The following is a 26,711-nucleotide window of genomic DNA, read 5'->3' as shown; positions in this document are numbered from 1 at the left end:
TCGGTTCGGCCCTTGAGGCGTTGATTCCCCGACGGCCGATCCGTCATGCCGGATCCTGTCACCCGATCATACGGGGCCCGGGGCCGGATCGGGGGTCCGGAGCGAGAGGGGATGCACCGGGCCCGTCCCCCTTGCGGCGCTGATCAGCCGCTCCCCCGTCACCCCGTGTTCCCGGGCGGACCACCGTCAGGCCCGGCGCTCTCCCAGGACGTGCAGCTGGGTGGCGACGGCATGGAAGGCGGGCAGCTCGGCGGCGGCGGCCTCCAGCTTCAGCAGGGCCTCCATCGCGCCCGGTTCGGTGTCCACCAGCACACCGGGGACGAGGTCGGCGAAGACCCGCACCCCGTGCACCGAGGCCACGTCGAGCCCCGCGTCGCGGACCAGGCCGGAGAGCTGGTCGGCGGTGAACCTGCGGGGCACCGGATCGCCGTCCCCCCAGCGGCCGGCCGGGTCGGTGAGGGCCCGGCGGGCCTCCACGAAGTGACCGGCGAGGGCGCGGGCCAGCACGGCGCCGCCCGAGCCCGCGGTGAGCAGGCTGAGCGCGCCGGACGGGCGGAGCGCCTCGACCGCGTTCCGCACGCCTTCGGCCGGCTCGTCCACGTACTCCAGGACGCCGTGGCAGAGCACCGCGTCGAAGGCGCCGCGCTCCACCACGTCGAAGAGTCCGAGGATGTCGCCCTGGACACCGCGGACCCGGTCGGCGACACCCGCCTCGTCGGCCCGGCGCTCCAGCGCGAAGAGGGCGTCGGGGCTGGGGTCGACGACGGTGACGCGGTGGCCCAGCCGGGCGGCGGGCACGGCGAAGTTGCCCGTGCCGCCCCCGGTGTCCAGAACCTCCAGGCTGTCGTTGCCGGTCGCCTTCGCCTGACGGTCGAGGGCGCCCTTGAGGACCTCCCAGACCACGGCGGTACGGAGGGAGGCGCGGGGGCGCGGCTGGTCCGACACGGCAGATGACTCCTCGGCACGGTGCCGCTGCGGGGCGGCGGAGCGTGAACAGTGCAGGTGGTGCGGGTGCGCTCCTACCCTATTGCCTCCCGTTCCCCACCTCCGTCGCCCACGCCCCGTCCGCCGGGGACGCCGTCACCCCGCGCCGGGGCGCCCCCTCCTCGGCTGCGGGAGGACGGGGTGGAGCCTGAGCAGCCGCTCCACCAGCCGTAGGAACATCGCCACGTCGCGCAGCAGGTCGTCGGCGTCGCGCCGGCTCGCCGCACCGGGAAGGCCCGCCTCGGCCCGGGCCCGCCGCTCGGCCCCGGAAGCGAAGAGGGCACTCCATTCGCTGAGCTCCGGCGCCGTCTCGGGGAGCACCTCCCACGCGCTGCGGATGCGTTCGCGCCGGTGCTTGGTGGTCTCGGGGCGGCCACGGGCTGCGAGCACGGCGGCAGCCGCGCGCAGGGCCGCGAGGTGAGCGGTGGCGTAGCGCTCGTTGGGGGCGTCGAGAACGGCGGCCTCGGTCAGGCCGGCGTGGGCCTTGGCGAGGAGATCGAGGGCGGCAGGCGGGGCTCCGGCCCGGCGCGGGACGGGGTGCACGTCGTCGGGCGGTCCGGTCGGTGAGGGGGCAGGGCTGCCTGTGCGGCGCCGCGGAGCGGCAGCTGCGGACGAGCTGGCCATGACGATCCTCCTGTCGTCAGTGACGGCTCGATGGCCGTATGTGTCCATGGTGGCGGGTACCACTGACAATCCGGTTCAAGCCCCCTTCGACCTGGAGTTTTCCCTCGCCCCACGCGGGCGGCGTCCGGCGGGACCGCCCGGTGGGACCGGAGGTACGCGGCGACGGGGCCGCCCGCGGGGGTTCCGGCCGGATCACGTGCCCACTCGCCCCATCACACCCGCCGCGGCGCCTGAGCCTTTTGCTTCGGGCGCACGTTCGAGCTAGTTTTTGCACTGACCAGTCAGTGCAAAAAATGGATCGAAGCGGATCCCGGTACGGAGCAGGGGAAGCGATGACGGACGAAGAACCCGCGGGCGCACCGCGCGGGGCGGCCGTGGAGGTACGCGGCCTGGGGCTGCGGGGGCCACGCGGGTGGGCGTTCCGGGGCGTGGAGTTCGACGCCCCGGCCGGCACACTCACCGCCTTGGCGGGTCCGTCGGGTTCCGGCCGTACCGCGCTGTTGCTGGCCCTCACCGGCCGGATGCGGACGACCGAGGGCCGGGCGAGCACGGGCGGTCACCCGCTCCCGGGACGGCTCGCCGCGGTCCGCCGCATCACCGCGCTCGGGCCGGTACCCGGCGTCAGCGAACTCGACCCGGCACTGACCGTCGCCGAACACCTGCGGGAGCGCGCTCTGCTCCGGAGCCGGTACACCGGCCCCGTCCGGGCACTGCTCCGGCCGCGCCGGGAGCGCGCGGCCGCGGACGAGCGGATCGCCGAAGTGGTGGGGGCCGCCGGGCTCGACCTCACCGCGCTGCCGAAAGCCGGGCGGACCCAGGTCCGGGACCTGGAGCGTCTGGACGCGCTGCGGCTCTCCGTCGCACTCGCCCTGCTGGACGAACCCCGGCTGCTCGCGGTCGACGACACCGGCCTCGGGCTCGACACCCCGGGCCGGGCGGCGGCCTGGGAGCTGCTGCGCGAAGTCGCCGCCCGGGGCACGACCGTGCTCGCGGTGTGCGCGGAGGCCCCGGAGGACGTGCGGACGGTGCGTACCGGTCCGGGCGCGGGCACCGGCGGAACACCAGCCGCAACCGGCACGGCCACCGCGACCGACACCGACACCGACGGAAAGGGGACCCGCGATGCGTGCGACAGGTCTGGCCGGGCTTGAGCTGAAACGCTTCGGCAGGGGGAAGCTGCCGCGCGCCGCGCTGGCCGCTCTCCTGCTGCTGCCCCTGCTGTACGGGGCTCTCTACCTCTGGTCCTTCTGGGACCCCTACGGGCACCTGGACCGGATTCCCGTCGCCCTCGTCAACGAGGACAAGGGCGCCGAGACATCCGGGGGCGGAGCGGACCGGGCGGGCGGGAAGGCCGGCGAACGGCTCGCCGCCGGTGAGGAACTCACCCGGAAACTGCTGGACTCCAAGACCTTCGAGTGGCACCTGGTGAGCGCCGCCGAAGCCCGGCGGGGTGTCGAGGACGGTACGTACTACCTCTCGCTCACCCTGCCCGCGGACCTCAGTCGGCGGATCGCGTCGAGCGGTGGCGACTCCCCCAGGACCGGTGCCCTCCAGGTGCGCACCAACGATGCCAACAACTACATCGTCGGCCAGATCTCCCGGACGGTGTTCTCGGAGATCCGCGCCGCCGCGTCGACCGCCGCCTCGCGCGGCTTCCTCGACCGGATCTTCGTGGACTTCTCCGATCTCCACGACGCGACGGCGAAGGCCGCCTCCGGCGCCGACGACCTGCACAGCGGTATCGCGACGGCCGAGCGGGGTTCGAAGGACCTCGCGGAGGGCCTCCAGGAGAGCAAGGCGGGCAGCGAGCGGCTCTCCGACGGGATCACCGCGCTCGACCGGGGGTCCGCCGATCTGCGGACCGGATCGCGGCAGGTGGCGGACGGCACCCAGCTCCTCGCCGACGAGGTCAACGGGATCGCGGCGGACGTCCGCCCGTTCCTGGAGGACGGTGGCGAGTCCATCGGGGACACCGCCCGGCTGGTCGCCGACGCCTCGCGGACCGTACGGGAGAACCTCGACGAACTGGTGGAGGCCGCGCCCGTCGCGGCCACCGCCGCGCACAGCGCCGCGGACGACCTCGCCGCCGTGCACGAGCAGCGCTGCCAGGACGCGCCGGTGCCGGACCCCGCCGTCTGCGGCCCGCTGGAGAAGGCGGTGACGGCGGCGGCCGACGTGGCCCGGGTCGCCGACGACGTCGGGGCGCTGGTGAAGGACGAGGACGGCGATCTCGCCTCGCTGCGGACCCGGCTGACGGTATTGCAGCAGCGGGCGGAGGACCTCGCGGACCACGCCCCGGCGCTCGGCGACGACCTGGAGTCGGCGGTGGCGAAGGTCAACTCCCTCAACGCGGGCGCCCAGCGGGTCGCCGAGGGCGCCGGGACCCTGCACACCGGGCTGTCCACGGCGAAGTCCGGGGCCACCGCGCTGGACACCGGCGTCGGCGAACTGAAGACCGGCGCCACCGGCCTGGACAGCGGGCTGCACCGCCTGAGCGACGGTTCCACCGCCCTCGCCGAGGGTCTGAACGACGGGGCCGACCGGATTCCGGACTACGACGATGCCGACCGCGACGCGCGTACCGGCGTGATGGCCGACCCGGTCCGTCTCGCCTCCTCGTCCCTGCACGCCGCTCCGAACTACGGCACCGGCTTCGCCCCCTACTTCATCCCGCTCTCCCTCTGGGTCGGCGCGATGGTGGCGTACATGCTGGTGCAGCCGCTGAACCGACGCGCCCTCGCGGCCGGTGCCTCCGCCCGCCGGACCGCGTTCGCGGGCTGGCTGCCGGTGGCCGCGACCGGCCTGGTCCAGGTCGCCGCGCTGATGTCGGTACTCCACTGGGGGCTGGGCCTGGAGATGGCGCGTCCGGTGGCCACGGTCGCCTTCCTCGCCCTGGTGACCTGCTGCTTCGCCGCGATCGTGCAGTGGCTGAACGCCCGGTTCGGAGCCGCGGGACGGATTCTGGTGCTGGCGCTGCTGATGCTCCAGCTGACCTCGGCCGGCGGCACCTATCCCGTCCGGACCAGCCCCGGCTTCTTCGAGGCGATCCACCCCTGGATGCCGATGAGCTACGTCGTCGACGCGCTGCGCCGGCTCATCACCGGCGGTGGGTCCGGGCCCGTCCTGCAGGGCTGCGCGGTCCTGGCCGCGTTCACGGCGGGGTCCCTCGCGCTGACCGCCGTCGCCGCCCGCGGCAAGCAGGTGTGGACACTGGAACGGCTGCACCCGGAGCTGAGTCTGTGAACGGGCTCGGCGCGAACGGGCTCGGAGCACCGGCGGACCTGTGAGAATCGACCGCATGGAAAGCAGTGGCACCACGCGCCGCCAGGCGACCCGGCAGAAGCTCTACGAGGCGGCCGTGACCCTCATCGCCGAGAAGGGTTTCTCGGCGACCACGGTGGACGAGATCGCCGAGCGGGCCAAAGTGGCCAAGGGCACGGTGTACTACAACTTCAAGAGCAAGACCGAGCTCTTCGAAGAGCTGCTGCGGCACGGCGTCGGTCTGCTGACCGCCGCGCTGCGGGCGGCTGCCGACGAGACCGCCGCCCGCGGCGGGACCCGGGTGGCCGCGCTGGACGCGATGATCCGGGCGGGTCTGGCCTTCATCGACCGCTACCCGGCCTTCACCCAGCTGTACGTGGCCGAGCTCTGGCGCACCAACCGGGCCTGGCAGGCGACTCTCCTGGTGGTGCGCCAGGAGGCGGTCGCCGTGGTGGAGGACGAGCTGCGGGCCGGGGTGGAGAACGGCGAGCTGAGTTCGGAGATCGACATCCCGCTGACCGCCGCCGCCCTGGTCGGGATGGTGCTGGTGGCGGCCCTCGACTGGCAGGCCTTCCAGCCCGAACGGTCGCTCGACGAGGTCCACTCGGCGCTGTCGCTGCTTCTGCACGGCCGGGTCAGCGGGCGCTGAGCGCGGCGGCCCGCGGCAGGACGTACCGCGGCAGCGGAAAAGACGCCGGTCCGGCGGAGTTCGATCCCCCTCGAACCCCGCCGGACCGGCGTCCCGCGTACTGCCGGAGGAGCTTCCCCCGTGACCCGGGTCCCCCGTGGCCCCTGGCTCCTCCGTCGTGCGCCCCCGTTGCGTCGGAGGCACGGACCGTCCGCCGCCCCGTGCCGGCGGTCCGGGCACCGTGCCCCTTCCGTGCCTCCACTCTTCCGTCCGAGCGGGTGGCGGCCCATCCGCGTACCTACTCATCCGAAGCACTGGGTACACGTACTCAGACCTGTGTGCGCGAGCTCATCCGCAGCCGCCGCGAGGTGGCTACGATCGCCTCCGTGTCCGTACTCCCCTTGGTCTTCACGAGCGGCTGGGCGAGCGGGATCAACGCGTACGCGGTGGTCCTGCTCCTCGGCGTCTTCGGCGCGACCGGCCTCACCGACGAGGTCCCCGCGTCCCTGCAGCGCACCGACGTCCTCGTCGTGGCGGCGCTGCTCTTCCTGCTGGAGGCGGTGGCGGACAAGATCCCGTACCTGGACACCGCCTGGGACACGGTGCACACCGTGGTCAGGCCGGTCTCCGGGGCGGTCGTCGCCGCGCTGCTGGCGGGCGGCTCCGGTTCGCTGCCGGAGCTGGCGGCGGGGGCGGTCGGCGGTTCGACGGCGTTGCTGAGTCACCTGGTCAAGGCCGGTACGCGCATGGCGGTCAACACCTCCCCCGAGCCGGTCTCCAACGTGGTGGTCAGCTCGGCGGAGGACCTCGGCGTGGCGGGGATCATCACCTTCGCGATATTCCATCCGGTGGCGGCGGCATCCGTCGCGGCGGTGCTGCTGGTGCTCGGCCTGCTGGCGCTCTGCCTGCTCGCCTCCCGCATCCGCCGCTACCTCCGCCGCCGGGCGCAGCGGCGGCAGGAGCGGGAGACGGCCGGAGCCGGCCGACGCTGGCCGTACGGCTGACGGACGGACGGCTGACGGACGGACGGCTGACGGACGGACGGCTGACCGCCCGGCCGGTCCCGGCGGGCGGCGCGACCTGGCGCCCGGGCGTCCGCCGGTGGTCGATAAAGTCACCGGCATGGCACGAATTGCGGTGATCGGCGCCGGGACGGGCGCCATGGCGGCGGCTGCCCGGCTCGCGGTGGCAGGCCACCGGGTGACGGTGTACGAGCGGTCGGACACGTACGGCGGCTCCCTCGGGCGGCACGAGCGGGACGGCTTCGTCTTCGACACCGGTCCGGCCCTGCTGCACCTGCCGGCCGTGCAGCGCGACCTCTTCGTCAAGACCGGCAAGGAGTCCCTGGAGCAGCGGGTGACGCTGACCCAGGTCGATCCGGCGAGCCATCACGTCTTCGCGGACGGCACCCGGGTCTCGCTGCCCAACGCCTCCCGGGCCGGGGTGGTCGCCGCCCTGGACGGGGCGCTCGGCGGGGGCGCGGGAGCCCGGTGGGGCGAGTTCCTCGACCGGGCCCGGGACGCCTGGGACCGCTCGCGCCGGCCGCTGCTGGAGGAGCCGCTGCGGCCGGACTGGCAGGTGCTCGGCCGTGATCCGTACCCGGCCGTCCGGACGCGCCGGCTGCTGCGCGGGGCCCGGCAGGCCACCACCCTGGCCGAGGTCGGCGCGTGGGAGCTGGCCGATGCCCGGCTGGCCGCCCTGCTCGACGGCTGCGCCCTGTCGTACGGCCTCGACCCGCGTGAGGCTCCGGCGAGCGCCGCACTGCTGCCGTACATGGAGGAGACCTTCGGCACCTGGTACGTCGCGGGCGGGATGCGGGCGCTGGCCGAGGCGCTGTACGAGCGGTGCCTGGCGCGGCGGGTGGAGTTCGTGTTCGGCGCGGAGGTGGTCCGGGTCGTGGAGAAGGACGGCCGGGCGGCCGGGGTGGAGCTGGCGGACGGTGCGCGGTCCGAGGCCGGACACGTGGTCATGGGCGTACGCCCCCGCCCGGACCTGGTGCCGGGGACGGCCGTGTGGGCGGCCGGGGATGTTCCGGTGCAGCCGCGCCCCGGGGCCGGACCGCTGCCGGGCCGCCTCGTCGTGATGCTCTCCCTGCGCGGCGGCCGGGACGCCGGGGCCCCGCACCGGACGGTGGTGCACGCGCCGGACGGAGCCGCGGAGCAGGAGGCACTCTTCGCCGGGCGGCTCGCCGGGGTGCCCACGGTCACCGTGCTGCGCCCGGACGACCCGGCGACCCGGCCGGACGAGGACCACGAGGCGGTGACGCTGGTGGCCACGGTCGCCCCGCACGGCCCGGTGGACTGGAAGGACCCCGCGCTGCGCGAGCGGTACGCCGCGACGGTGATCGCCGCCGCCGGGAAGGCGGTCCCCGGGCTGCGCGAGCGGGTCCTGGACACCGAGGTGCGCACCCCCGCCGAGACGGAGGCGCAGACGGGGGCCGCCGGCGGTTCGGTGCCGCCGCCCGCGCTGGCGGGAGCCGCGGGGGCCCGGCTGCACGCGGCCAACCGCACCCGGCTGCCGGGCCTGTACCTCGCGGGCGGCTGGTCGCACCCCGGTGGCGGTCCGGCGCACGCCGGGATGTCGGGCGCCTTGGTCGCCGGGCTGATCGTGGAAGGCGACGGCTTCAAGGGATCGCGGTGAAACGGGCACGGTGACCCGGGCGCCCGACATCCCCGCACGCGACGCGGCGGGGAGGACACCTGTGTGCGCCCCCTCACCGGAGGGGCCGCACACAGGGGCGGTGGTGGTGCCGCGTCAGTACCGGTGCTGCTCGTTCTGGCCGGTGTCGTTGCCGTAGCCGCCGTTGCCGTATCCCTCGTCGCCGGCCGGATAGCCGCTGCCGTACGGGGCGGGCGTGCCCTGCGCGTACTGCTCGCCCTCCCGCTGCTGCGGCACCCAGACACCGCCCGGCGGGGTGTCCGAGCCGTACTGGGGGGCAGCGTACGGCTCGGTGTACTGCTGCTGGTTCGCGTAGCCGCCGCCCGACCCCGCGTCATAACCGTTGCCGTAGGCGTCGTAGGACGCGTACGTCGGAGCGGCCGTGCCGCCGGTACCGATGTACGGGTCGGAGTACGCCGCATAGCTGTGCTGGTCGGTGCCGTAGGCGTAGCCGCCGTTGTACGAGGGGTTCTGCGCGGGCTCGCCGTAGCCGCCGTACGTGTCGTGGGCGGCGTACTGGGGCTGCGCGTCGGCCGGTTGCTGCTGCTCCTGGTACCCCTGGCCGCCGTCCGGCTGCGCGTACGGGCTCGGGCTGTACACGCCGTACTGGCCGGTCTCCTCCGGCATCGGCTGCGGCTCGTACACGGCGGCCGGGTCGTCCCCGACAGGCGCGGCCGGTTCCTCGTACTCCAGGCCGGAGACTTCGAGGACGGGCTCCTCCTTGGCGGAGGGCTGCCGGCCGCGGCGACGGCGGCTGGCCCCGGGGCTGCCCCCTATGGCCCAGCCGGTGGAGAAGCCCCGCCGGAAGGAGAGCGTCACGTAGGTCTGACCGACCGCGAAGGCGATCGCGCCGAGCGCGATGACCAGAACCGACGGAATCAGGACGCCGAGCACCACGCAGAGGAATCCGGAGAAGGCGAGAAGCCTCCAGCGCAGCCGCGCCTTGTACTGCAGAAGCACCTCGCCCAGCAGCCACAACGCCACCACGCCGAAAGCGATGTAGAGGACCGTCCAGCCCACGCCCGCCCCCTTCTACGGCCGCCGCCGCCGGATCGGAGACGGGTACGGCCGGTCAGGACTGCTTGTGCAGTCCGAGATTCTCGTAGATTTCGAGCGTTGCCGTCGAGTTGTTGAGCGTGATGAAGTGCAGTCCGGGCACACCTTCGGACAGCAGCTCCGCGCAGAACTCCGTTGCGAACTCGATGCCAATGGAGCGTACAGCCGCGGGATCGTCCTTGACCGCGTGGATGCGCTCTTCCAGGGCCTTGGGCACGGCCGCGTTGCTCAGCTGGGGAAATCTTTCGAGCTGCTTCACGCTGGTGACCGGCATGATCTCGGGGATGATGGGCGTATCGCAACCCGCGGCGACCACACGCTCACGCATCCGGAGGTAGTCGCCGGGTTCGAAGAACATCTGGGTGATCGCGTAGTCGGCGCCCGCCCGGCACTTGTCGACGAAATGGCGGACGTCGGTCTCCCAGTCGGACGACCTCGGGTGCATTTCGGGAAACGCGGCGACACCCACGCAGAAATCGCCGGATTCCTTGATGAGCCGCACCAGATCGGCGGCATACCGCACACCCTCCGGGTGCTCGACCCACTCGCCCATCGGGTCGCCCGGCGGGTCACCGCGCACGGCGAGGATGTTCCTGATCCCCGCGTCGGCGTACTGCCCGATCATGTTGCGCAGCTCCGCGACGGAGTGGTTGACCGCGGTGAGGTGCGCGACGGGGGTGAGTGTGCTGTCGGCGGCGATCTGCTGCGTCGCCCGGACCGTGCCGGACCGGGTGGAGCCACCGGCTCCGTACGTCACGGAGACGAAGCTGGGACCCACGGCCTCGACCCGGCGCAGCGCGTTCCAGAGGTTCCGCTCGCCCTTCTCGGTCTTGGGCGCCCAGAACTCGAAGGAGTACGACGTGCCGGACGCGAGCAGGTCGCGCACGGTGCGCGCGCGGTCCGTCCGGGTGGAAGAGGTACCAAAGGCCATACCGCGAGATTAACCAGGGTGCGGCCGTCCCCCAACCAGAGAGGGACATTTGTCCGTATTGCAGTGAATGCTGTCCACGCCTCGGACAGCGCGCACCGCCCCCGTCGCGGGTCCACGGCGGAGTCGGTCGGGAGGCGGGATCAGCGTTCGAGGATCCGCTTCGCCAGGCCGGCCGCGGCCTCTGCGGGGTCGTCGGCCTCGGTGATCGCCCGGACCACCACGACGCGCCGGGCGCCGGCGTCCAGCACCTCGTCGAGGTTGCCCGCGTCGATGCCGCCGATGGCGAACCACGGGCGGGGCTGGTCCAGCGAGGCGGCGTACCGCACGAGACCGAGCCCGGGAGCGTGCCGGCCGGGCTTGGTCGGGGTGGGCCAGCAGGGGCCGGTGCAGAAGTAGTCGACGCCGGGCTGCGCGACGGCGGCGTCCACCTCGGCCTCGGCGTGCGTGGAGCGGCCGATCAGCGGGGTCCCGCCGATGATCGCGCGGGCGGCGGGGACCGGCAGGTCGCCCTGCCCGAGGTGGAGCACGTCGGCGCCGACGGCGTGGGCGATGTCGGCGCGGTCGTTGACGGCGAGGAGCTTGCCGTGGCGTGCGCAGGCGTCCGCGAACACCTGGAGGTGCTCCAGCTCCTCGGCGGCCTCCATGCCCTTGTCGCGCAGCTGGACGATGTCCACTCCGGAGGTGAGGACGGCGTCGAGGAATTCGGGAAGGTCGCCCTGGCGCCTGCGGGCGTCGGTGCACAGGTAGAGGCGGGCGTCGGCGAGCGGCTGGCGCGGCGTGGTCATGAAGGTTTTCCCCCCGTGGGTCACCGTGGTCGCGGGCCGTGGAGAGCACGGCCCGCGACCACGTGTGCGGTCGTCTCGGTCAGACGGCGAGCGCCTGGGCGCGGCGCTTCACCTCCGTCCCGCGATTCTCGCTCAGCGCCTGCGCGGGGGTGCCGGGCAGGCTCGGGTCGGGGGTGAAGAGCCAGTCCAGCATCTCTTCGTCGGAATAGCCGTCGTCCCTCAGGAGCGTCAAGGTCCCCGCGAGGCCCTTGACCACCTTGTCGCCGTCGATGAAGGCGGCGGGCACCTGGAGTGTCCGGTTCTCACCGCGACGCACGGCGATCAGCTGGCCTTCCTTGACCAACTGCCGCACACGCGTCACCTCGACGTCGAGGAGTTCCGCGATGTCGGGGAGGTGGAGCCAGGCAGGGACGAGAGCATCGATCTTTGCGTCAATCTGGGTCACGAGGACAAGCGTGCCATCTGGGACCGACAGCCGGTAGCCGGGCCGACCGTACGGACCGTGTCAGGATGGCGTCCGCGCAGGTCGCACCGGGGTCCGGCACGGGCCGGCCGGGTGCGTGGGGGCCGGTCCCGGGTCCCCGCCGGGGGCTCAGAGGACGGCGGACTTCAGGGGTACGGCGGGGTCTGCGGCCCGCTCGGGGTCGACGGTCCCGCCGGAGGCGAGGAGCCTGCGTCCCTGGGTGAGATCGCGCGGACGGCCGACCGCCAGCAGGGCGACGAGCGCGCCGTCGCGCAGCCAGAGCACGGTCCACTCCCCGTCTGCGGGGTCGCCGCGCCACAGCAGGGTGTCGGCGTCCGCGTGGTGCCCGGCGTACTGGACGAAGCGGCCGAACTGCTCGGACCAGAAGTACGGCACCGGGTCGTACGGTTCCGGGGCCCCGCCCCCCGCGGCCGGCCCCGCGATGCCCGCGGCGACGGTACGCGGGCCCTGGAGCGCGTTGTCCCAGTGGTGGACCAGCAGCCGTGCGCCGTAGCGCGCGGAGGGGTACGAGGCGCAGTCGCCGACGGCGTACACCCCGGGCGCCGAGGTGCGCAGCGCGGCGTCGGCGGTGACCGATCCGTCCGCGCCGAGCGCGATGCCGGAGCCGGCGAGCCAGTCGGTGGCGGGGCGGGCGCCGATGCCGACGACCACGGCGCCGGCCGGGAGCCTGCGCCCGTCGGCGAGGACCACGGCGCCGGTCTCGACGCGGTCGACCCGGACGCCGGTGAGGAGCGTGGCGCCGCCTCGGGCGTACCAGTCGGCCATGGGGGCGGCGACCTCGGCGGGCAGTACCCCGGCGAGCGGGCGGGCCGCGGCCTCCACGACGGTGACCGCGCAGCCTGCGGCACGGGCGGCGGTGGCGAACTCGGCGCCGATCCAGCCCGCGCCGACCACGACGACGTCGTGCTTCTCGGCGAGGACGGGCCGCAGCCGCGCGGCGTCGTCGACGGTGCGCAGCAGGTGGACGCCGGGAATCCCTTCGGAGCCGGGCAGCGTCAGGGGTTCGGCTCCGGTGGCGAGGACCAGCACGTCGTACGGCACCGGGCCTGCCTCGGTGTCCACCTCCCGGTCGGCGGGACGCACGCCGTCGACGGAGAGCCCGAGGCGCAGGCGGACGCCGAGGGCCTCGAAGTCGATGCCGAAGGCGGAGTGTTCGGCGGTGCCGAGCAGTACGGCCTTGGAGAGCGGCGGCCGGTCGTAGGGCTGGTGGGGCTCCGCGCCGATCAGGGTGACGGGCCCGGTGTAGCCCTCGTCCCGCAGCGCCACGGCGGTCTGCACTCCCGCCATGCCCGCTCCGACGATGACGACGCCGTGCTCCGGCGCCCGCTGGTCGCTCTGTTCGCTCACGTACCCACCTTAAGCACCTGACTCCCCGCCAGTTCAAGGGGTCGGCCCGGCTCAACGGCGGCTCCTTCGTGCGGCTCGGACGCCGGGGTCTAGGGTGGCCGGGCAAAGACACTCGCGGGAGCCCGGACGAACCGGGCTGAGAGGGAGGCTGGCGGCCTCCGACCGTACGAACCTGATCCGGGTCATGCCGGCGAAGGGAGGGGCTGGACATCCATGCGTACTTCACGGGAACCGGCTTCCGCCGAAAGCGGGGCCACGACTGCCGCCGGCCGCCGGGGGCCCTCGTACGACGTGCTCGTCGTCGGGGGCGGCATCATCGGCCTGGTGACCGCCTGGCGGGCCACACGGGCGGGGCTGCGGACCGCGGTCGCCGATCCGGAACCGGGTGGCGGCGCCGCGCGGGTGGCGGCCGGGATGCTGGCCGCCGTCACCGAACTCCACTACGGCGAGCAGGTGCTGCTCGGGCTCAACCTCGCCTCCGCCGCGCGCTACCCGGACTTCGTGGCGGAGTTGGAGGCGGCGAGTGGCCGGGAGACGGGCTTCCGCGCCTGCGGCACCCTCGCGGTGGCGCTGGACTCCGACGACCGGGCGCACCTGCGCGAACTGCACGCCCTCCAGGAGCGGTCCGGGCTCGACTCGCAGTGGCTCTCGGGGCGCGAATGCCGGCGGCTGGAGCCGATGCTGGCGCCGGGCGTACGGGGCGGGCTGCGGGTGGACGGCGACCACCAGGTCGACCCCCGCCGACTGGCGGCGGCGCTGCTGGCGGCCTGCGAACGGGCCGGGGTGGTCTTCCACCGCAGCCCCTGCGAGCGGCTGGAGGTGGCGCGCGGCCGGGCGTCCGGGGCGCTGCTCGCGGACGGCACCGCGGTCTCGGCCGGGCAGGTCGTGCTGGCCGCCGGGAGCCTCAGTGGCAGGCTCCCCGGGCTGCCGGAGGGTGTCGCCCCGCCGGTGCGCCCGGTGAAGGGCCAGGTGCTGCGGCTGACCGTGCCGCGTGCGTACGCCCCCTTCCTCAGCCGGACCGTGCGCGCGGTGGTGCGGGGCCAGGACCTGTACCTCGTACCGCGCGAGAACGGCGAGCTGGTCGTCGGCGCGACGAGCGAGGAAATGGGCTGGGACACCACGGTGACGGCGGGCGGGGTGTACGAGCTGCTGCGCGACGCCCACGAGCTGGTACCGGGCATCACCGAGCTCCCGCTCACCGAGACCCTGGCCGGGCTGCGTCCCGCCACCCCGGACAACGCGCCGGTGCTCGGCCCGACCGCGCTGCCGGGCCTGCTGGTCGCCACCGGCCACCACCGCAACGGGGTGCTGCTGACCCCGGTCACCGGCGACGTCATGGCGCACGCGCTGACCACCGGCGAGCTGCCGGAGGTGGCCCGCCCGTTCGCGCCGGACCGTTTCACCACCCCCACCGTCCCCGCGCGCGAGGAGCAGTACGCATGACCGACCACCTGTCCGGACCGACCGCCGTGACCCGCGGGGTGTCCGTCTCCGTCAACGGTGACCCGCGCGAGGTCGCCGCCGGCACCACCCTGGGCTCCCTGGTGGCGTCCCTGACCCGGGCTCCCTCGGGGGTCGCCGCCGCCGTCAACGAGAGCGTGGTGCCGCGCTCGGCGTGGGACACCACCCCGCTCGCCGGGGGCGACCGCGTCGAGGTCCTCACCGCGGTGCAGGGAGGCTGACCATGTCCGACGATCTCTTCCACCTGGGCGGACACGAGTTCTCGTCCCGGCTGATCATGGGTACCGGCGGCGCCCCCAGCCTGGACGTGCTGGAGCGGGCGCTCGTCGCGTCCGGCACCGAGCTGACCACCGTCGCGATGCGGAGGCTGGACCCGACCGTGCAGGGCTCGGTCCTCTCCGTGCTGGAGCGCCTCTCGATCCGGGTGCTGCCCAACACGGCGGGCTGCTTCACCGCGGGCGAGGCGGTGCTGACCGCCCGGCTGGCCCGGGAGGCCCTCGGCACGGACTGGGTCAAGCTGGAGGTGGTGGCCGACGAGCGGACCCTGCTGCCGGACCCCGTCGAGCTGCTGGACGCGGCGGAGATCCTGGTCGACGACGGGTTCACGGTGCTGCCCTACACCAACGACGATCCGGTCCTCGCACGGAAGCTGGAGGACGTGGGCTGCGCGGCGGTCATGCCGCTCGGCTCCCCCATCGGCTCCGGGCTCGGCATCCGCAACCCGCACAACTTCGAGCTGATCGTGGAGCGGGCCGGGGTCCCGGTGATCCTGGACGCCGGGGCGGGCACCGCCTCGGACGCGGCGCTGGCCATGGAGCTGGGGTGCGCGGCCGTGATGCTCGCCTCGGCGGTGACCCGGGCCCAGGAGCCGGAGCTGATGGCGTCGGCGATGCGGCACGCGGTGGACGGCGGCCGTCTCGCCCGCCGGGCGGGCCGCATCCCCCGCCGGCACTTCGCCGATGCGTCCTCCCCGGTGGAGGGCCGCGCGGTCCTGGACCCGGAGCGCCCGGCGTTCTGAGGGGTCCTGCGTGTCACGGCTCGGCTGCGATACGGCCCCGGGCCCGCTCCGGGGCGCCCGGGGTGTCCGCGGCGGCTCGTAGACTCGTCGGGTGGACACGACCCTCCAGGACCCGCTGCTCGGACGGCTGCTCGACGGCCGCTACCGCGTCGAGGCGCGCATCGCCGTGGGCGGGATGGCCACGGTCTACCGGGCCGTGGACATCCGGCTCGACCGGGTGCTCGCCCTCAAGGTGATGCACCCCGCGCTCGCGGCCGACGCCTCCTTCGTCGAACGCTTCATCCGTGAGGCGAAGTCGGTGGCACGCCTCGCGCACCCCAACGTGGTCTCCGTCTTCGACCAGGGTGCCGAGGGCGCTTACGTCTACCTCGCCATGGAGTACGTCGCGGGCTGCACGCTCCGTGAGGTGCTGCGGGAGCGCGGGGCCCTCCAGCCGCGCGCCGCGCTCGACATCCTGGAGCCGGTGCTGGCCGCGCTGGGCGCCGCGCACCGGGCCGGGTTCGTGCACCGCGACATGAAGCCGGAGAACGTCCTGATCGGGGACGACGGCTGGGTGAAGGTCGCCGACTTCGGGCTGGTGCGCGCGGTCGGCACCGCCACCGACACCACCGGATCCCTGCTGGGCACGGTGTCCTACCTCGCCCCGGAGCAGATCGAGCACGGCACGGCGGACACCCGCTCGGACGTCTACGCCTGCGGTGTGGTGCTGTACGAGATGCTGACCGGCACCAAGCCGCACACCGGCGAGAACGCCGCCCAGATCATCTACCAGCACCTCAACCAGGACGTCCCCCCGCCGTCCGCCGCCGTGCCCGGGCTCTCCCCGGCGCTGGACGCGCTGGTCGCGGGGGCCACCGCGCGCGACGCCCGGGCCCGCGCGCAGGACGCGGTGGTGCTGCTCTCCGAGACCCTCGAAGCCCGGGCCCTGCTCAGCGACGCCGAGCTGGACGCCGTACCGCCGCAGGCGCTCGCCCCGGCCGCCTCCGGCGCCGAGGACCGTACGAGCGTGCTGCCCCGTGCCGTGGCCGAGGGCCGGGGCGCCACCGACCGGACGAGCCGGCTGGAGATGCCCGCCACCGTCACCCCCTCGGACGCGCCCCTGCGGCCCCGGCGGAACGGTCGGACCGGGCGGGCGGAACGTCCCGGGGGCGGCCCGCGCCGCAGGGTCTGGGCCTCGGTCGCCACCCTGGTGGTGGTGCTGCTGGTCGGCAGCGGTGTCTGGTACATCAACTCGGGTCAGTTCACCCAGGTCCCCTCGCTCCTCGGCCAGCCCCAGGAGGCCGCCGAGAAGCGGCTCGACGAGGCCGGGCTCGACGTGAAGTCCGTCGACAAGGCCTACAGCGACACGGTCGACCGGGGTTCGGTGATCAGCAGCGACCCCGCGCCCGGCGACCGGGTCAGGGGCAACGAATCGGTGAAACTGGTCGTCTCGCGCGGCCCGGAGATCGTGGAGGTCCCGGACGTGGCGGGCACCTCCCTGGCCGACGCGCGCCGGACCCTGAAGGAGGCCGGCCTGGCTCCGGGCATGGTGACCCGGGAGTTCAGCGAGGACGTCGGGCGCGGCGAGGTGGTCCGTACGGACCCCGGGGCCGGCACCGGGCGCCACCCGGACTCCGCCGTGGCGCTGGTCGTGAGCAAGGGCTCCCCCGTCGACGTTCCGGACGTCTCCGGGCTCTCCGTCGAGGACGCCACCGCCGCCCTGGAGGAGGAAGGGCTCAAGGCCGAGGTGAAGCCCGGCCGGATCAACTCCCCCGAGGTGGCCGGAGACGTCGCCGAGCAGACCCCCGACCCCGGCGCCGAGGCGGCCGAGGGGGACACCGTCCAGCTCACCGTGTCCAAGGGCCCACGGATGATCGAGGTACCGGACGTCACCGGCAAGGACGTGGACGAGGCGCGGGAGATCCTTCAGGACGCCGGGTTCGAGGTCAAGGTCGACCGGCCGTTCCTCTCCTTCAGCGACACGGTCGCCGGCCAGTCCGTCGAGGGCGGCGGCCGGGCGGCCGAGGGATCGACCGTCACCATCAGGACCAAGGGACTGTGACCGTGCGCAACCCGGTGGGCGGACACGTCCCGGTGGCCGGCGGGCTGGTGAGGACCGGCATCGCGTACGCCGACGAGCTGGCGGCCGAAACCGTCCAGGTCTTCGTGGCGAACCCGCGCGGCTGGGCCACCCCGGCGGGCAAGCCCGACCAGGACGAGCTGTTCCGCGAGGAGTGCGCGGCCCGGTCCATGCCCGTGTACGTGCACGCCCCGTATCTGATCAACTTCGGCTCGCACACCGAGGCGACCGTGGAGAAGTCCGTGGAGTCCCTGCGGCACTCGCTGCGCAGGGCGCGCGAGATCGGCGCGCTGGGCGTCGTCGTCCACACCGGATCGGCGACGGGCGGCCGGCCCCGGGAGCAGGCGCTGGCGCAGGTGCGCGACCACATGCTCCCGCTGCTGGACGAGCTGACCCACGACGACGATCCTGATCTCCTGCTGGAGTCCACCGCCGGCCAGGGGTCCTCGCTCTGCTCGCGGACCTGGGACTTCGGGCCGTACTTCGAGGCGCTGGACTCCCACCCCAAGCTGGGCGTCTGCCTGGACACCTGCCACATCTACGCGGCGGGCCACGACCTGGCGGGCCCGTCCGGGATGCGGCAGACCCTGGACCTGCTGGTGGAGACGGTCGGCGAGGGGCGGCTGAAGCTGATCCACGCCAACGACTCCAAGGACGTGGCCGGCGCCCACAAGGACCGGCACGAGAACATCGGCTCGGGCCACATCGGCGCGGAGCCGTTCCGCGAGCTCTTCGCGCACCCGGCGACGGCCGGGGTGCCGCTGGTCATCGAGACGCCGGGCGGGAAAGAGGGGCACACAGCGGACGTGGCGCGGCTCAAGGAACTGCGGGCCTCCGCGAGTCTCTGATCCCCTGCGGGGCCGGGGCGCGGGCTCGGACCCCACGGTCTCGGACGCCACGGTCTCGGAAGCCCCGGGCTCAGAGCTCCGGGCCGTCGCCGGGCTTCTCCTGGTAGGAGTAGCGCTGCTCGCTCCACGGATCGCCGATGTTGTGGTAGCCGCGCTCCTCCCAGAAACCGCGGCGGTCGGCCGTCATGTACTCGACGCCGCGGACCCACTTCGGGCCCTTCCAGGCGTACAGGTGCGGGACGACCAGGCGCAGTGGGAAGCCGTGCTCGGCGGTGAGGAGTTCGCCGTCCTTGTGGGTGGCGAAGAGGGTGCGCTCCGAGGCGAAGTCGGCGAGCCGGAGGTTCGAGGAGAAGCCGTACTCGGCCCAGACCATCACATGGGTGACGTCGTCGGCGGGCGGGGCGAGACCGAGGACGACCGAGGCGGGCACGCCGCCCCACTCGGAGCCCAGCATGGAGAACTTGGTCACGCAGTGCAGATCGGCGACGACCGAGGAGAACGGGAGTTCCGAGAACTCCTCGTGGTTCCAGCAGCGCTTCTCACCGTCGGCGGTGGCTCCGAAGACCCGGAATTCCCAGCGTTCGGGGCGGAATTTGGGTACGGGACCATAGTGGGTCACCGGCCACCCGCGTTGCAGTCGCTGGCCCGGCGGAAGCTCGGACTGCCCCGCTGCGCGGTACCCCTCACTCTCCGGCTGACCCATGCCTCCATGGTGACAGACAGGCAGGGGTGGTGATGACCAGGGACGAAGCGAATGGCGCAACTCGTACTAAGCATGCACTTACTGGACGCCCGGGGGGTGCGGTGCGAGGATCTGCGCAACTGTCCGGTACACCGGTTGGAAGGAGCCTCTGCGATGCAGGGCGACCCCGAGGTCATCGAGTTCCTGAACGAACAGCTGACGGCCGAACTGACTGCCATCAACCAGTACTTCCTGCACGCGAAGATGCAGGACAACTTCGGCTGGACGAAGCTCGCCAAGTACACCCGGGCCGAGTCGTTCGACGAGATGAAGCACGCGGAGATCCTGACCGACCGGATTCTCTTCCTCGACGGCCTCCCGAACTACCAGCGCCTCTTCCACGTGCGGGTCGGCCAGACCGTGACGGAGATGTTCCAGGCCGACCGCCAGGTGGAGGTGGAGGCGATCGACCGCCTCAAGCGCGGTATCGAGGTCATGCGGGCCAAGGGCGACATCACCTCGGCCAACATCTTCGAGTCGATCCTGGAGGACGAGGAACACCACATCGACTACCTGGACACCCAGCTGGAGCTGGTGGAGAAGCTCGGCGAGCCCCTCTACATCGCCCAGCAGATCGAGCAGCCGGAGGGCTGACGTCCACGGATCGCGCGAAAGCGTACGGCTCAGCTCAGGCGGCTTCGGGGTACGCGGTCTCCAGCGGGTCCGCGGCGGCCGGCAGGCCCGCGGAGGCGGCCGACGGGTCGGCGCGACGTTCCAGCAGCTCCCGGCGCGGGGACTCGCCGCGGCCCAGCAGCGCCTGGATGCGGCGGACGCAGCCGCCGCAGTCGGTGCCGGCCTTGCAGGCGGAGGCGATCTGCCGGGGAGTGCAGGCCCCGGCCGCCGCATGCTGCTTCACCTGCTGTTCGGTGACGCCGAAGCAGGAGCAGACGTACATGCGGTTCACCTCCCGGGGAGCGTGCGGAGCACCTCCCGACGCGGTGAGGCAACCCTTACCTTACCCATCGGAGCCGGTGGGCAAAAGCCCCGGAATGCCCGTGGGGCACGGATCACATGGATCCGTGCCCCACTGTCGCGTTCCGCGATCTTCAGGACTTACTGGTCGCGGTACATCTCCGCGACGAGGAAGGCCAGGTCGAGCGACTGGCTGCGGTTGAGCCTCGGGTCGCAGGCGGTCTCGTAACGCTGGTGCAGGTCGTCCACGAGGATCTCGTGGCCGCCGCCGACGCACTCGGTGACGTCCTCACCGGTGAGCTCGACGTGGATGCCGCCCGGGTGGGTGCCCAGGCCCTTGTGCACCTCGAAGAAGCCCTTGACCTCGTCCAGGACGTCGTCGAAGCGGCGCGTCTTGTGGCCGGAGGCGGCTTCGAAGGTGTTGCCGTGCATCGGGTCGGTGACCCAGGCGACGACCGCGCCGGAGGCGGTGACCTTCTCGACCAGCTCGGGCAGCTTGTCGCGGACCTTGTCGGCGCCCATGCGGACGACGAAGGTCAGCCGACCGGGCTCGCGCTCGGGGTCCAGGCGGTCGATGTAGCCGAGCGCGTCGTCGACGGAGGTCGTCGGGCCGAGCTTGATGCCGATCGGGTTGCGGATCTTCGAGGCGAACTCGATGTGGGCGCCGTCCATCTGGCGGGTGCGCTCACCGATCCAGACCATGTGGCCGGAGGTGTTGTAGAGCTCGCCGGTGCGCGAGTCGGTGCGGGTCAGCGCCGTCTCGTAGTCCAGCAGCAGGGCCTCGTGCGAGGAGTAGAACTCGACCGCCTTGAACTCGGCCGGGTCGGTGCCGCAGGCCTTCATGAAGTTCATGGCGTTGTCGATCTCGCGGGCGAGCGCCTCGTAGCGCTGCCCGGAGGGCGACGACCGCACGAAGTCCTGGTTCCAGGCGTGCACCTGGCGCAGGTCGGCGTAGCCGCCGGTGGTGAAGGCCCGCACGAGGTTCAGCGTCGAAGCGGACGCGTGGTACATCCGCTTCAGGCGCTCGGGGTCCGGGACGCGGGCGGCCTCGGTGAATTCGAAGCCGTTGACGGAGTCGCCGCGGTAGGTCGGCAGGGTGACGCCGTCGCGGGTCTCGGTCGGCTTGGAACGCGGCTTGGAGTACTGCCCGGCGATCCGGCCCACCTTGACGACCGGGACGGCCGCCGCGTAGGTCAGGACGGCGCTCATCTGGAGCAGCGTCTTCAGCTTGGCCCGGATGTGGTCGGCGGACACGGCGTCGAAGGCCTCGGCGCAGTCGCCGCCCTGCAGCAGGAACGCCTCGCCCTTGGCGACGGCTCCCATGCGGGCGCGCAGCTGGTCGCACTCGCCGGCGAAGACGAGCGGCGGATACGACGCGAGGTCCGCGAGTACATCGCGCAGCGCCTCGGAGTCGGGGTACTCGGGCTGCTGCGCCGCGGGAAGGTCTCGCCAGGTGTTGCCACCGGCGACGGAGGTATTGGCGTTCACGGTCACGGCCACCACCCTACGTGGTCACGGGACGCACCCATTCGGGCCGCTCAATAGTTGAGACGCTCGCTCGCATGGCGGGCGGGGGTCGAGATCGCCTCCGGCACGGCACGCGGTGGTCGCAGGGGTTGTCCGCACGGCCCCGGGTGGCGCTAGGATCGCCCCATGTTCACGCACACGACCCAGAACTGGTGGTGGCCCGCTCGACGGCGGCCCGCTGACAGTTCGCGCTGAACATCTCGCGAAGGCCGCCCCCGAGGGGCGGCCTTTTTCCGTTTTCGCGGAGCCGTTCCTCTCCCCTGGGAAACCCCTTGGAAGGAACCTCATGCCGCACCGCGCCGCCTCTCTCGTCCACCGCCTCCTCCAGGACGACGCACCGCCCTTCGCCCTGCTGCGCCGCCGCACGCCCGGTCACGACCACGACACCGTGGAGGTGCTGACCGGCGAGGTCCGTCAGGTGGCGCGCCTCGCCGACCTGCCGGTGGGCGAGCTCCCCTCACTGGCCCTGGTGCCCTACCGGCAGATCGCCGAGCGCGGCTTCGACGTGAGGAACGACGGGACGCCGCTCGCGGTGCTGGTCGCCGACGAGGCGTACGCGCTGCCGCTGGCCGAGGTGCTCGCGGCGCTGCCCCCGCACGAAGTGCGGGTGACGGGCGGCGCCTTCGACGTGCCGGACGAGGAGTACGCGGGGATCGTCCGCCGGGTGATCGAGGACGAGATCGGGCAGGGCCAGGGCGCGAACTTCGTGATCCGGCGCACCTTCCGGGGCGAGATCCCCGGCTACGGGCGGGCGGACGCGCTGGCACTGTTCCGCAGACTGCTGGAGGGCGAGCGCGGCGCGTACTGGACGTTCGTGGTGCACACCGGCGGCCCCAAAGGGCGGACCCTGGTGGGCGCGAGCCCGGAGGTCCACGTCCGGATGTCGGGCGGCACGGTGGTGATGAACCCCATCAGCGGGACGTACCGCTACCCGGCGGAAGGCCCGACCGTCGAGAGCCTGCTGGACTTCCTCGGCGACCGCAAGGAGACCGAGGAGCTCTCCATGGTGGTCGACGAGGAGCTGAAGATGATGTGCACGGTCGGCGACATGGGCGGGGTGGTGGTCGGCCCCCGGCTGAGGGAGATGGCCCATCTCGCGCACACCGAGTACGAGTTGCGCGGCAAGTCGACGCTGGACGTGCGCGAGGTGCTGAAGGAGACCATGTTCGCGGCGACCGTCACCGGCTCCCCGGTGCAGAACGCGTGCCGGGTGATCCGACGGTACGAACCCACCGGCCGCGGCTACTACAGCGGTGCGCTGGCTCTGCTGCGCCAGGACGCGAACGGCGCCCAGACCCTCGACTCGCCGATCCTGATCCGTACCGCCGACATCGCGGCCGACGGCACTCTCGCGGTGGGCGTGGGCGCCACGCTCGTACGCCACTCGGACCCCGACGGAGAGGTCGCCGAGACCCACGCCAAGGCGGCCGGGGTGCTGGCGGCTCTCGGGGCGCGGCCGGGCCGGCGGCGCGAGGAGCGGTCCGGACCCCGGCTGGCCACCGACCCCCGGGTGCGGTCCGCGCTGGACGACCGGCGGGGCGGGCTGGCGCCGTTCTGGCTGCGGATGCAGGAGCGGAACCCCGCTGTGCCGGGTCACGCGCTGGTGGTGGACGGCGAGGACACCTTCACCTCGATGCTGGCGCATCTGCTGCGCGCCTCGGGGCTCGACGTGTCGGTGCTCCGTTTCGACGCCCCCGGGCTGCGGGAGACCGTCCGGGCGCACCGGGGGCCGGTGGTGCTGGGCCCCGGGCCGGGAGACCCGGGCGATGCCCACGACGCCAAGATGCTGCTGCTGCGCTCCGTCGCGGCCGAGCTGGTGCGCGACCACCGGGACGGGCTGCTGGGCGTGTGCCTGGGCCACGAGCTGATCGCGGCGGAGCTGGGCCTGGAGGTGGTGCGCAAGGCGGAGCCGCATCAGGGGGCGCAGACGCGGATCGAGCTGTTCGGCCGGCCGGAGACCGTGGGGTTCTACAACAGCTTCGCGGCGCGGTGCGACGACGCGGCAGCCGCCGAGCTGGGCGCGCACGGCATCGAGGTGAGCCGGGACGGGGCCACCGGCGAGCTCCACGCGCTGCGCGGCGACGGGTTCGCCTCGGTGCAGTTCCACCCGGAGTCGGTGCTGACGCTGCGGGGCTCGGCGATCGTCACCGAGCTGCTGGCGGGGCTGCCCGTACGCGGCTGAACGCCCGGGAGCCGGTACCCCGCGCCCGGGGCACCGGCTCCCGCAGCTCGCTCACCCCTCCGGGGCCGCCGGTACCAGGACGTTGTCGCCGCGGCGTCCGGAGAGGTAGTCGTCCACGTTTGCGGCGGTGGCGTCGATGATCTGCCCGACCGCGTCCTCCGTGTAGTAGGCCTGGTGCGAGGTGACCAGGACGTTCGGGAAGGTCAGCAGCCGGGCGAGGGTGTCGTCGTCGATGCCCTCCAGCGACTTGTCCAGGAAGAAGAGCCCGGCCTCCTCCTCGTACACGTCGAGGCCGACGCCCAGGAAGTGGCCCGAGCGGAGTTCGGTGACCAGCGCACGGGTGTCGACCAGTCCGCCGCGGCTGGAGTTGACGAGGATCGCGTCGCGCTTCATCAGCGCCATGGCCCGCTGGTCGATGAGGTGGTGGGTCGCGGGCAGCAGGGGGACGTGCAGGCTGATGAGATCGGCCTCGGCGAAGAGCTGGTCCTTCTCGACGTACCGCATGCCCAGTTCCACGCAGGCGGGGTTCTCCGCGACGTCCCAGCCGAGCAGGTTCATGCCGAAACCGTGGGCGATCCGGGTGAACGCCTCGCCGATCTTGCCGGTGCCGATCACGCCCGCCGTCCGGCCGTGCATGTCCCGGCCGAGGAGTCCGGCGAGCCGGAAGTCGAAGTCGCGGGTCCGGGTCGCCGCCCGGATGACCTTGCGGTTCACGGCCATCGCCAGGGTCCAGGCGAACTCGGCGACGGAGTGGGGCGAGTAGTACGAGACCCGGGCGACGCGCAGTCCGAGACTGTCGGCGACGCCCAGGTCGATGTTGTTGAAGCCGGTGGAGCGCTGGGCGATCATCCGCGTGCCGCCCGCCGCCAGGGTTTCGAGGACCTTGGCGCCGAGGTCGGCGTTGACGCTGGTGGAGATGATCTCGTACCCCGCGGCGATGGCCGCCGTGTCCGGGGTGAGGAACACCTCCAGACAGCGGACCTCGTGTTTTCCGGCGAACGCCTTCTCGATCAGGGGCTTCTCGTCGGCCTGCACACCGAATGCCAGGATTTCCACGACGTCTCCCGTTGGTGCTGCGGTACGGCACATGCTCCGGTCACCGCGAATATACGGCCCGGGCCCCGGGTGTGCCGCTCGGCGGCGGCCGGGGCGCCGGGCTCTGCTCAGACGTCGTCCAGGCCCCGCTCGATGGCGTACCGGACCAGCTCCACCCGGTTGTGCAGCTGGAGCTTGCCGAGGGTGTTCTGGACGTGGTTCTGGACCGTGCGGTGCGAGATCACCAGGCGCTCCGCGATCTGTTTGTACGACAGTCCCTTGGCGACCAGCCGGAGCACCTCGGTCTCCCGGTCGGTCAGGCGCGGCGCCTTCGGATCGTCGGGGGCCGCCGGGGCCGGATCGGAGGCGAGCCTGCGGTACTCGCCGAGGACGAGCCCGGCCAGCCCGGGGGTGAAGACGGGGTCGCCGACCGCGGTGGAGCGGACCGCCTCGATCAGCTCCTGGGTGCTGGCGGACTTGAGGAGATAGCCGGTGGCCCCGGACTTCACCGCCTCCAGCACGTCGGCGTGCTCCCCGCTGGCGGAGAGCACCAGTACCCGCAGGCCCGGGTGGTGCGCCACGAGCTCCTTGCAGACCTGGACACCGGGCAGGCCCGGCAGGTTCAGGTCGAGCACGAGGACGTCGGGCCGGACCGCCTGGGCCCGGCGGACGGCCTGCGGGCCGTCGCCCGCGGTCGCGACGACGTCGAAGCCGGACTCGGCGAGGTCACGGGCGACGGCGTCGCGCCACATCGGGTGGTCGTCCACCACCATGACCCTGATGACCGTGCCGTCGGCGTGCGTCTGCGGCCGGGGCCCCGGCGCGGCCGCCGCGTCCGGTCTGTCCTGTGCTGCCGGTGCGCCTGGTGCTGCCGGTGCGTCAGGTGCTGCCGGTGTGCCCGGTGCTGTGGGTGTACTCATCGGATCGATCCTGCCTTCCCCCGTGGGACCTTCGGAACCTTCAACTCGACCTCGGTGCCCTGGCCCGGTACCGAGATCACTTCCGCCGTGCCGCCCAGATCGCGCAGCCGCCCGCGTATGGAGAGGGCCACGCCGAGCCTGCCCTCGCCCTCGGCTTGGGCCAGCCGTCCTTCCGGGATACCCGGTCCGTCGTCCCGGACCGTGACGACCACCTCGCCGGGTTCGTCCTCGACCAGGATCCACGCCTGCGCGTCCTGCCCGGCGTGCGCGCGTACGTTGTCCAGGGCGGCGCCCGTGGCGGCGGCCAGCTCCCTCGCCGCGGCGGACGGCATCAGGACCGGGGCGCCGGGCTCCGCGAAGCTGACCCGGGAGCCCGCGTGCGGGGCGAGCAGGGTCCGCAGATCGGTGTCGGGGGCACCGTCGGACGGCTCCTCCGGGGCGACCGTGCGGACGACGGCGCCGAGCGAGGAGTCCTCGGAGACCCGGGTGGTGGGCAGCAGGCCGCTGGAGACGAGGGTACGCAGGGCGATCTCCTGTTCCCCGGCCATCCGGCCCAGTTCGGCCGCCTCGCCGCCGAGGGCGTTGCCCCGGCGCTGGACCATGGCGAGGACCTGGAGGACGCTGTCGTGGATGTCGCGGGCCAGCCGCTCCCGCTCGCGGGTCGCGGCCTCGATCTCCAGGGCCCGTGCGAGGGTGCGCTCACTGGCCCGGGCGACCTCGACGACGTACCCGATCGCGATGGAGGCGACCCAGACCAGCAGGACGTTGTGGAAGGTGTCCCGGCTGGGCTCGCCGCGCTCGACGATGTTGGCGCCCGCGACGAGCGTGGACGCGAAGGCCGCCCACCGCCAGCCGCCCTTCAGCGCGAAGGCGAGCACCGCTCCGGCGGTCCAGATCGACGGCAGGGTCGAACCGTCGAGGTGCCGGGCGTCGAGATCGGCGACCGGGGTGAGCAGGATGCCGGTGAGCGCCACCACCAGATCCGCGCCGAGGAACGGCCGAGTGCAGCTCGCCGCGTTGGCGACCCGGGGCAGGGTGAGCAGCGTCCACACCGCCATCACGGCGAGGAACCCGAAAGCGACCGCGGGCCGTTCGAACTCGGTGCGGCCCATCACGGCCAGCGCCAGGGCGTAGAGGGTCGTCAGCACCCGGTACCCGGTGAGCGCGCGCCACAGCGGCTGCTCGACCGACATCCGTACGACCCGCTCGCGTCCGGTCATCTCCCCCACCCCCGTGGTCCGCGCCCCCG

Annotated in this window: 25 protein-coding genes and 1 riboswitch; of the genes, 12 read left to right on the top strand and 13 right to left on the bottom strand. The window is 73.1% G+C overall.

Annotation, left to right across the window (positions count from 1 at the left end):
* Nucleotides 1-186: 186 nt before the first annotated feature.
* Nucleotides 187-945, bottom strand: a complete 759-nt coding sequence (locus OHT52_RS23675) for a methyltransferase (protein WP_328722184.1) — start codon at nucleotides 943-945, stop codon at nucleotides 187-189.
* A 135-nt stretch (nucleotides 946-1,080) separates the two neighbouring features.
* Nucleotides 1,081-1,608: an SAV_6107 family HEPN domain-containing protein gene (locus tag OHT52_RS23670; RefSeq protein ID WP_328722183.1), complete on the bottom strand. Its 528-nt coding sequence runs from the start codon at nucleotides 1,606-1,608 to the stop codon at nucleotides 1,081-1,083.
* 332 nt (nucleotides 1,609-1,940) lie between these two features.
* Here OHT52_RS23670 and OHT52_RS23665 point away from each other — a divergent pair, with 332 nt between their 5' ends.
* From OHT52_RS23665 to OHT52_RS23645, 5 genes are all read left to right on the top strand, one after another.
* On the top strand, nucleotides 1,941-2,759 hold the full coding sequence (locus OHT52_RS23665; RefSeq protein ID WP_328722182.1) for an ATP-binding cassette domain-containing protein: 819 nt from the start codon (nucleotides 1,941-1,943) through the stop codon (nucleotides 2,757-2,759).
* Nucleotides 2,731-4,851, top strand: coding sequence for a YhgE/Pip domain-containing protein (locus OHT52_RS23660; protein ID WP_328722181.1), 2,121 nt, complete (start codon nucleotides 2,731-2,733; stop codon nucleotides 4,849-4,851). The genes OHT52_RS23665 and OHT52_RS23660 overlap by 29 nt, the downstream gene beginning before the upstream one ends.
* 55 nt (nucleotides 4,852-4,906) lie before the next feature.
* Complete coding sequence (locus OHT52_RS23655; RefSeq protein WP_328722180.1) at nucleotides 4,907-5,518, top strand: TetR/AcrR family transcriptional regulator; 612 nt, start codon at nucleotides 4,907-4,909, stop codon at nucleotides 5,516-5,518.
* Nucleotides 5,519-5,883: 365 nt separating this feature from the next.
* A complete protein-coding gene (locus OHT52_RS23650; RefSeq protein WP_328722179.1) occupies nucleotides 5,884-6,501 on the top strand; it encodes a DUF4126 domain-containing protein in 618 nt (205 codons plus the stop codon).
* Nucleotides 6,502-6,619: 118 nt separating this feature from the next.
* Nucleotides 6,620-8,137, top strand: a complete 1,518-nt coding sequence (locus OHT52_RS23645; protein WP_328722178.1) for a phytoene desaturase family protein — start codon at nucleotides 6,620-6,622, stop codon at nucleotides 8,135-8,137.
* Between the two features lie 114 nt (nucleotides 8,138-8,251).
* On the opposite strand, the gene OHT52_RS23640 is transcribed toward OHT52_RS23645, so the two are convergent.
* From OHT52_RS23640 to OHT52_RS23620, 5 genes are all read right to left on the bottom strand, one after another.
* Nucleotides 8,252-9,175 (bottom strand): hypothetical protein, encoded by a 924-nt coding sequence (locus tag OHT52_RS23640; RefSeq protein ID WP_328722177.1) that lies wholly within the window; start codon nucleotides 9,173-9,175, stop codon nucleotides 8,252-8,254.
* Nucleotides 9,176-9,227: 52 nt separating this feature from the next.
* Complete coding sequence (metF, locus tag OHT52_RS23635) at nucleotides 9,228-10,142, bottom strand: methylenetetrahydrofolate reductase [NAD(P)H] (RefSeq protein WP_328722176.1); 915 nt, start codon at nucleotides 10,140-10,142, stop codon at nucleotides 9,228-9,230.
* 140 nt (nucleotides 10,143-10,282) lie between these two features.
* Nucleotides 10,283-10,927 carry a thiamine phosphate synthase gene (thiE, locus tag OHT52_RS23630; RefSeq protein WP_328722175.1) on the bottom strand — a complete coding sequence of 215 codons (645 nt, stop codon included), beginning with the start codon at nucleotides 10,925-10,927 and terminating at the stop codon, nucleotides 10,283-10,285.
* Nucleotides 10,928-11,006: 79 nt separating this feature from the next.
* On the bottom strand, nucleotides 11,007-11,372 hold the full coding sequence (locus tag OHT52_RS23625; protein ID WP_328722174.1) for an Rv2175c family DNA-binding protein: 366 nt from the start codon (nucleotides 11,370-11,372) through the stop codon (nucleotides 11,007-11,009).
* Nucleotides 11,373-11,519: 147 nt separating this feature from the next.
* The gene (locus OHT52_RS23620; RefSeq protein WP_443046811.1) at nucleotides 11,520-12,698 is read right to left on the bottom strand and encodes an NAD(P)/FAD-dependent oxidoreductase; all 1,179 of its coding nucleotides are present in this window, start codon (nucleotides 12,696-12,698) and stop codon (nucleotides 11,520-11,522) included.
* A gap of 164 nt (nucleotides 12,699-12,862) precedes the next feature.
* A riboswitch (TPP riboswitch) is annotated at nucleotides 12,863-12,974 on the top strand.
* Here OHT52_RS23620 and thiO point away from each other — a divergent pair.
* The 5 genes from thiO to OHT52_RS23595 all read left to right on the top strand — a co-directional run bounded on the left by thiO (nucleotide 12,972) and on the right by OHT52_RS23595 (nucleotide 18,144).
* Nucleotides 12,972-14,201: a glycine oxidase ThiO gene (gene thiO / locus OHT52_RS23615; RefSeq protein WP_328722172.1), complete on the top strand. Its 1,230-nt coding sequence runs from the start codon at nucleotides 12,972-12,974 to the stop codon at nucleotides 14,199-14,201. It overlaps the preceding riboswitch by 3 nt.
* Nucleotides 14,198-14,440, top strand: a complete 243-nt coding sequence (gene thiS / locus OHT52_RS23610) for a sulfur carrier protein ThiS (protein ID WP_328722171.1) — start codon at nucleotides 14,198-14,200, stop codon at nucleotides 14,438-14,440. Before thiO ends, thiS begins: the two co-directional genes overlap by 4 nt.
* Before the next feature lie 2 nt (nucleotides 14,441-14,442).
* A complete protein-coding gene (locus OHT52_RS23605) occupies nucleotides 14,443-15,237 on the top strand; it encodes a thiazole synthase (protein WP_328722170.1) in 795 nt (264 codons plus the stop codon).
* 91 nt (nucleotides 15,238-15,328) lie between these two features.
* Nucleotides 15,329-17,278: a Stk1 family PASTA domain-containing Ser/Thr kinase gene (gene pknB, locus OHT52_RS23600; protein WP_328722169.1), complete on the top strand. Its 1,950-nt coding sequence runs from the start codon at nucleotides 15,329-15,331 to the stop codon at nucleotides 17,276-17,278.
* A 2-nt stretch (nucleotides 17,279-17,280) separates the two neighbouring features.
* A complete protein-coding gene (locus tag OHT52_RS23595; protein ID WP_328723869.1) occupies nucleotides 17,281-18,144 on the top strand; it encodes a deoxyribonuclease IV in 864 nt (287 codons plus the stop codon).
* A 70-nt stretch (nucleotides 18,145-18,214) separates the two neighbouring features.
* On the opposite strand, the gene OHT52_RS23590 is transcribed toward OHT52_RS23595, so the two are convergent.
* Nucleotides 18,215-18,847 (bottom strand): sulfite oxidase-like oxidoreductase, encoded by a 633-nt coding sequence (locus OHT52_RS23590; protein WP_328722168.1) that lies wholly within the window; start codon nucleotides 18,845-18,847, stop codon nucleotides 18,215-18,217.
* A 153-nt stretch (nucleotides 18,848-19,000) separates the two neighbouring features.
* Between OHT52_RS23590 and bfr the strand changes: the two genes are divergently transcribed.
* Nucleotides 19,001-19,480, top strand: coding sequence for a bacterioferritin (gene bfr / locus OHT52_RS23585; RefSeq protein ID WP_275494630.1), 480 nt, complete (start codon nucleotides 19,001-19,003; stop codon nucleotides 19,478-19,480).
* A gap of 34 nt (nucleotides 19,481-19,514) precedes the next feature.
* On the opposite strand, the gene OHT52_RS23580 is transcribed toward bfr, so the two are convergent.
* On the bottom strand, nucleotides 19,515-19,781 hold the full coding sequence (locus OHT52_RS23580; protein WP_328722167.1) for a (2Fe-2S)-binding protein: 267 nt from the start codon (nucleotides 19,779-19,781) through the stop codon (nucleotides 19,515-19,517).
* Nucleotides 19,782-19,939: 158 nt separating this feature from the next.
* Nucleotides 19,940-21,286, bottom strand: coding sequence for a class II 3-deoxy-7-phosphoheptulonate synthase (locus OHT52_RS23575; protein ID WP_328723868.1), 1,347 nt, complete (start codon nucleotides 21,284-21,286; stop codon nucleotides 19,940-19,942).
* Nucleotides 21,287-21,611: 325 nt separating this feature from the next.
* Here OHT52_RS23575 and OHT52_RS23570 point away from each other — a divergent pair, with 325 nt between their 5' ends.
* Complete coding sequence (locus OHT52_RS23570) at nucleotides 21,612-23,507, top strand: anthranilate synthase family protein (protein ID WP_328722166.1); 1,896 nt, start codon at nucleotides 21,612-21,614, stop codon at nucleotides 23,505-23,507.
* Nucleotides 23,508-23,558: 51 nt separating this feature from the next.
* Here OHT52_RS23570 and OHT52_RS23565 read toward each other — a convergent pair whose 3' ends face one another.
* From OHT52_RS23565 to macS, 3 genes are all read right to left on the bottom strand, one after another.
* Complete coding sequence (locus tag OHT52_RS23565) at nucleotides 23,559-24,563, bottom strand: 2-hydroxyacid dehydrogenase (RefSeq protein WP_328722165.1); 1,005 nt, start codon at nucleotides 24,561-24,563, stop codon at nucleotides 23,559-23,561.
* Between the two features lie 107 nt (nucleotides 24,564-24,670).
* Nucleotides 24,671-25,315 (bottom strand): response regulator transcription factor, encoded by a 645-nt coding sequence (locus tag OHT52_RS23560; RefSeq protein ID WP_328723867.1) that lies wholly within the window; start codon nucleotides 25,313-25,315, stop codon nucleotides 24,671-24,673.
* 143 nt (nucleotides 25,316-25,458) lie between these two features.
* Nucleotides 25,459-26,682 (bottom strand): MacS family sensor histidine kinase, encoded by a 1,224-nt coding sequence (macS, locus tag OHT52_RS23555; RefSeq protein WP_328722164.1) that lies wholly within the window; start codon nucleotides 26,680-26,682, stop codon nucleotides 25,459-25,461.
* Nucleotides 26,683-26,711: the final 29 nt, after the last annotated feature.

The sequence above is a fragment of the Streptomyces sp. NBC_00247 genome (genome assembly GCF_036188265.1).
Classification (GTDB): Bacteria; Actinomycetota; Actinomycetes; order Streptomycetales; family Streptomycetaceae; genus Streptomyces.
Note: the sequence above shows the minus strand (reverse complement) of the source record. Positions and strands in the feature narration are given on the sequence as shown.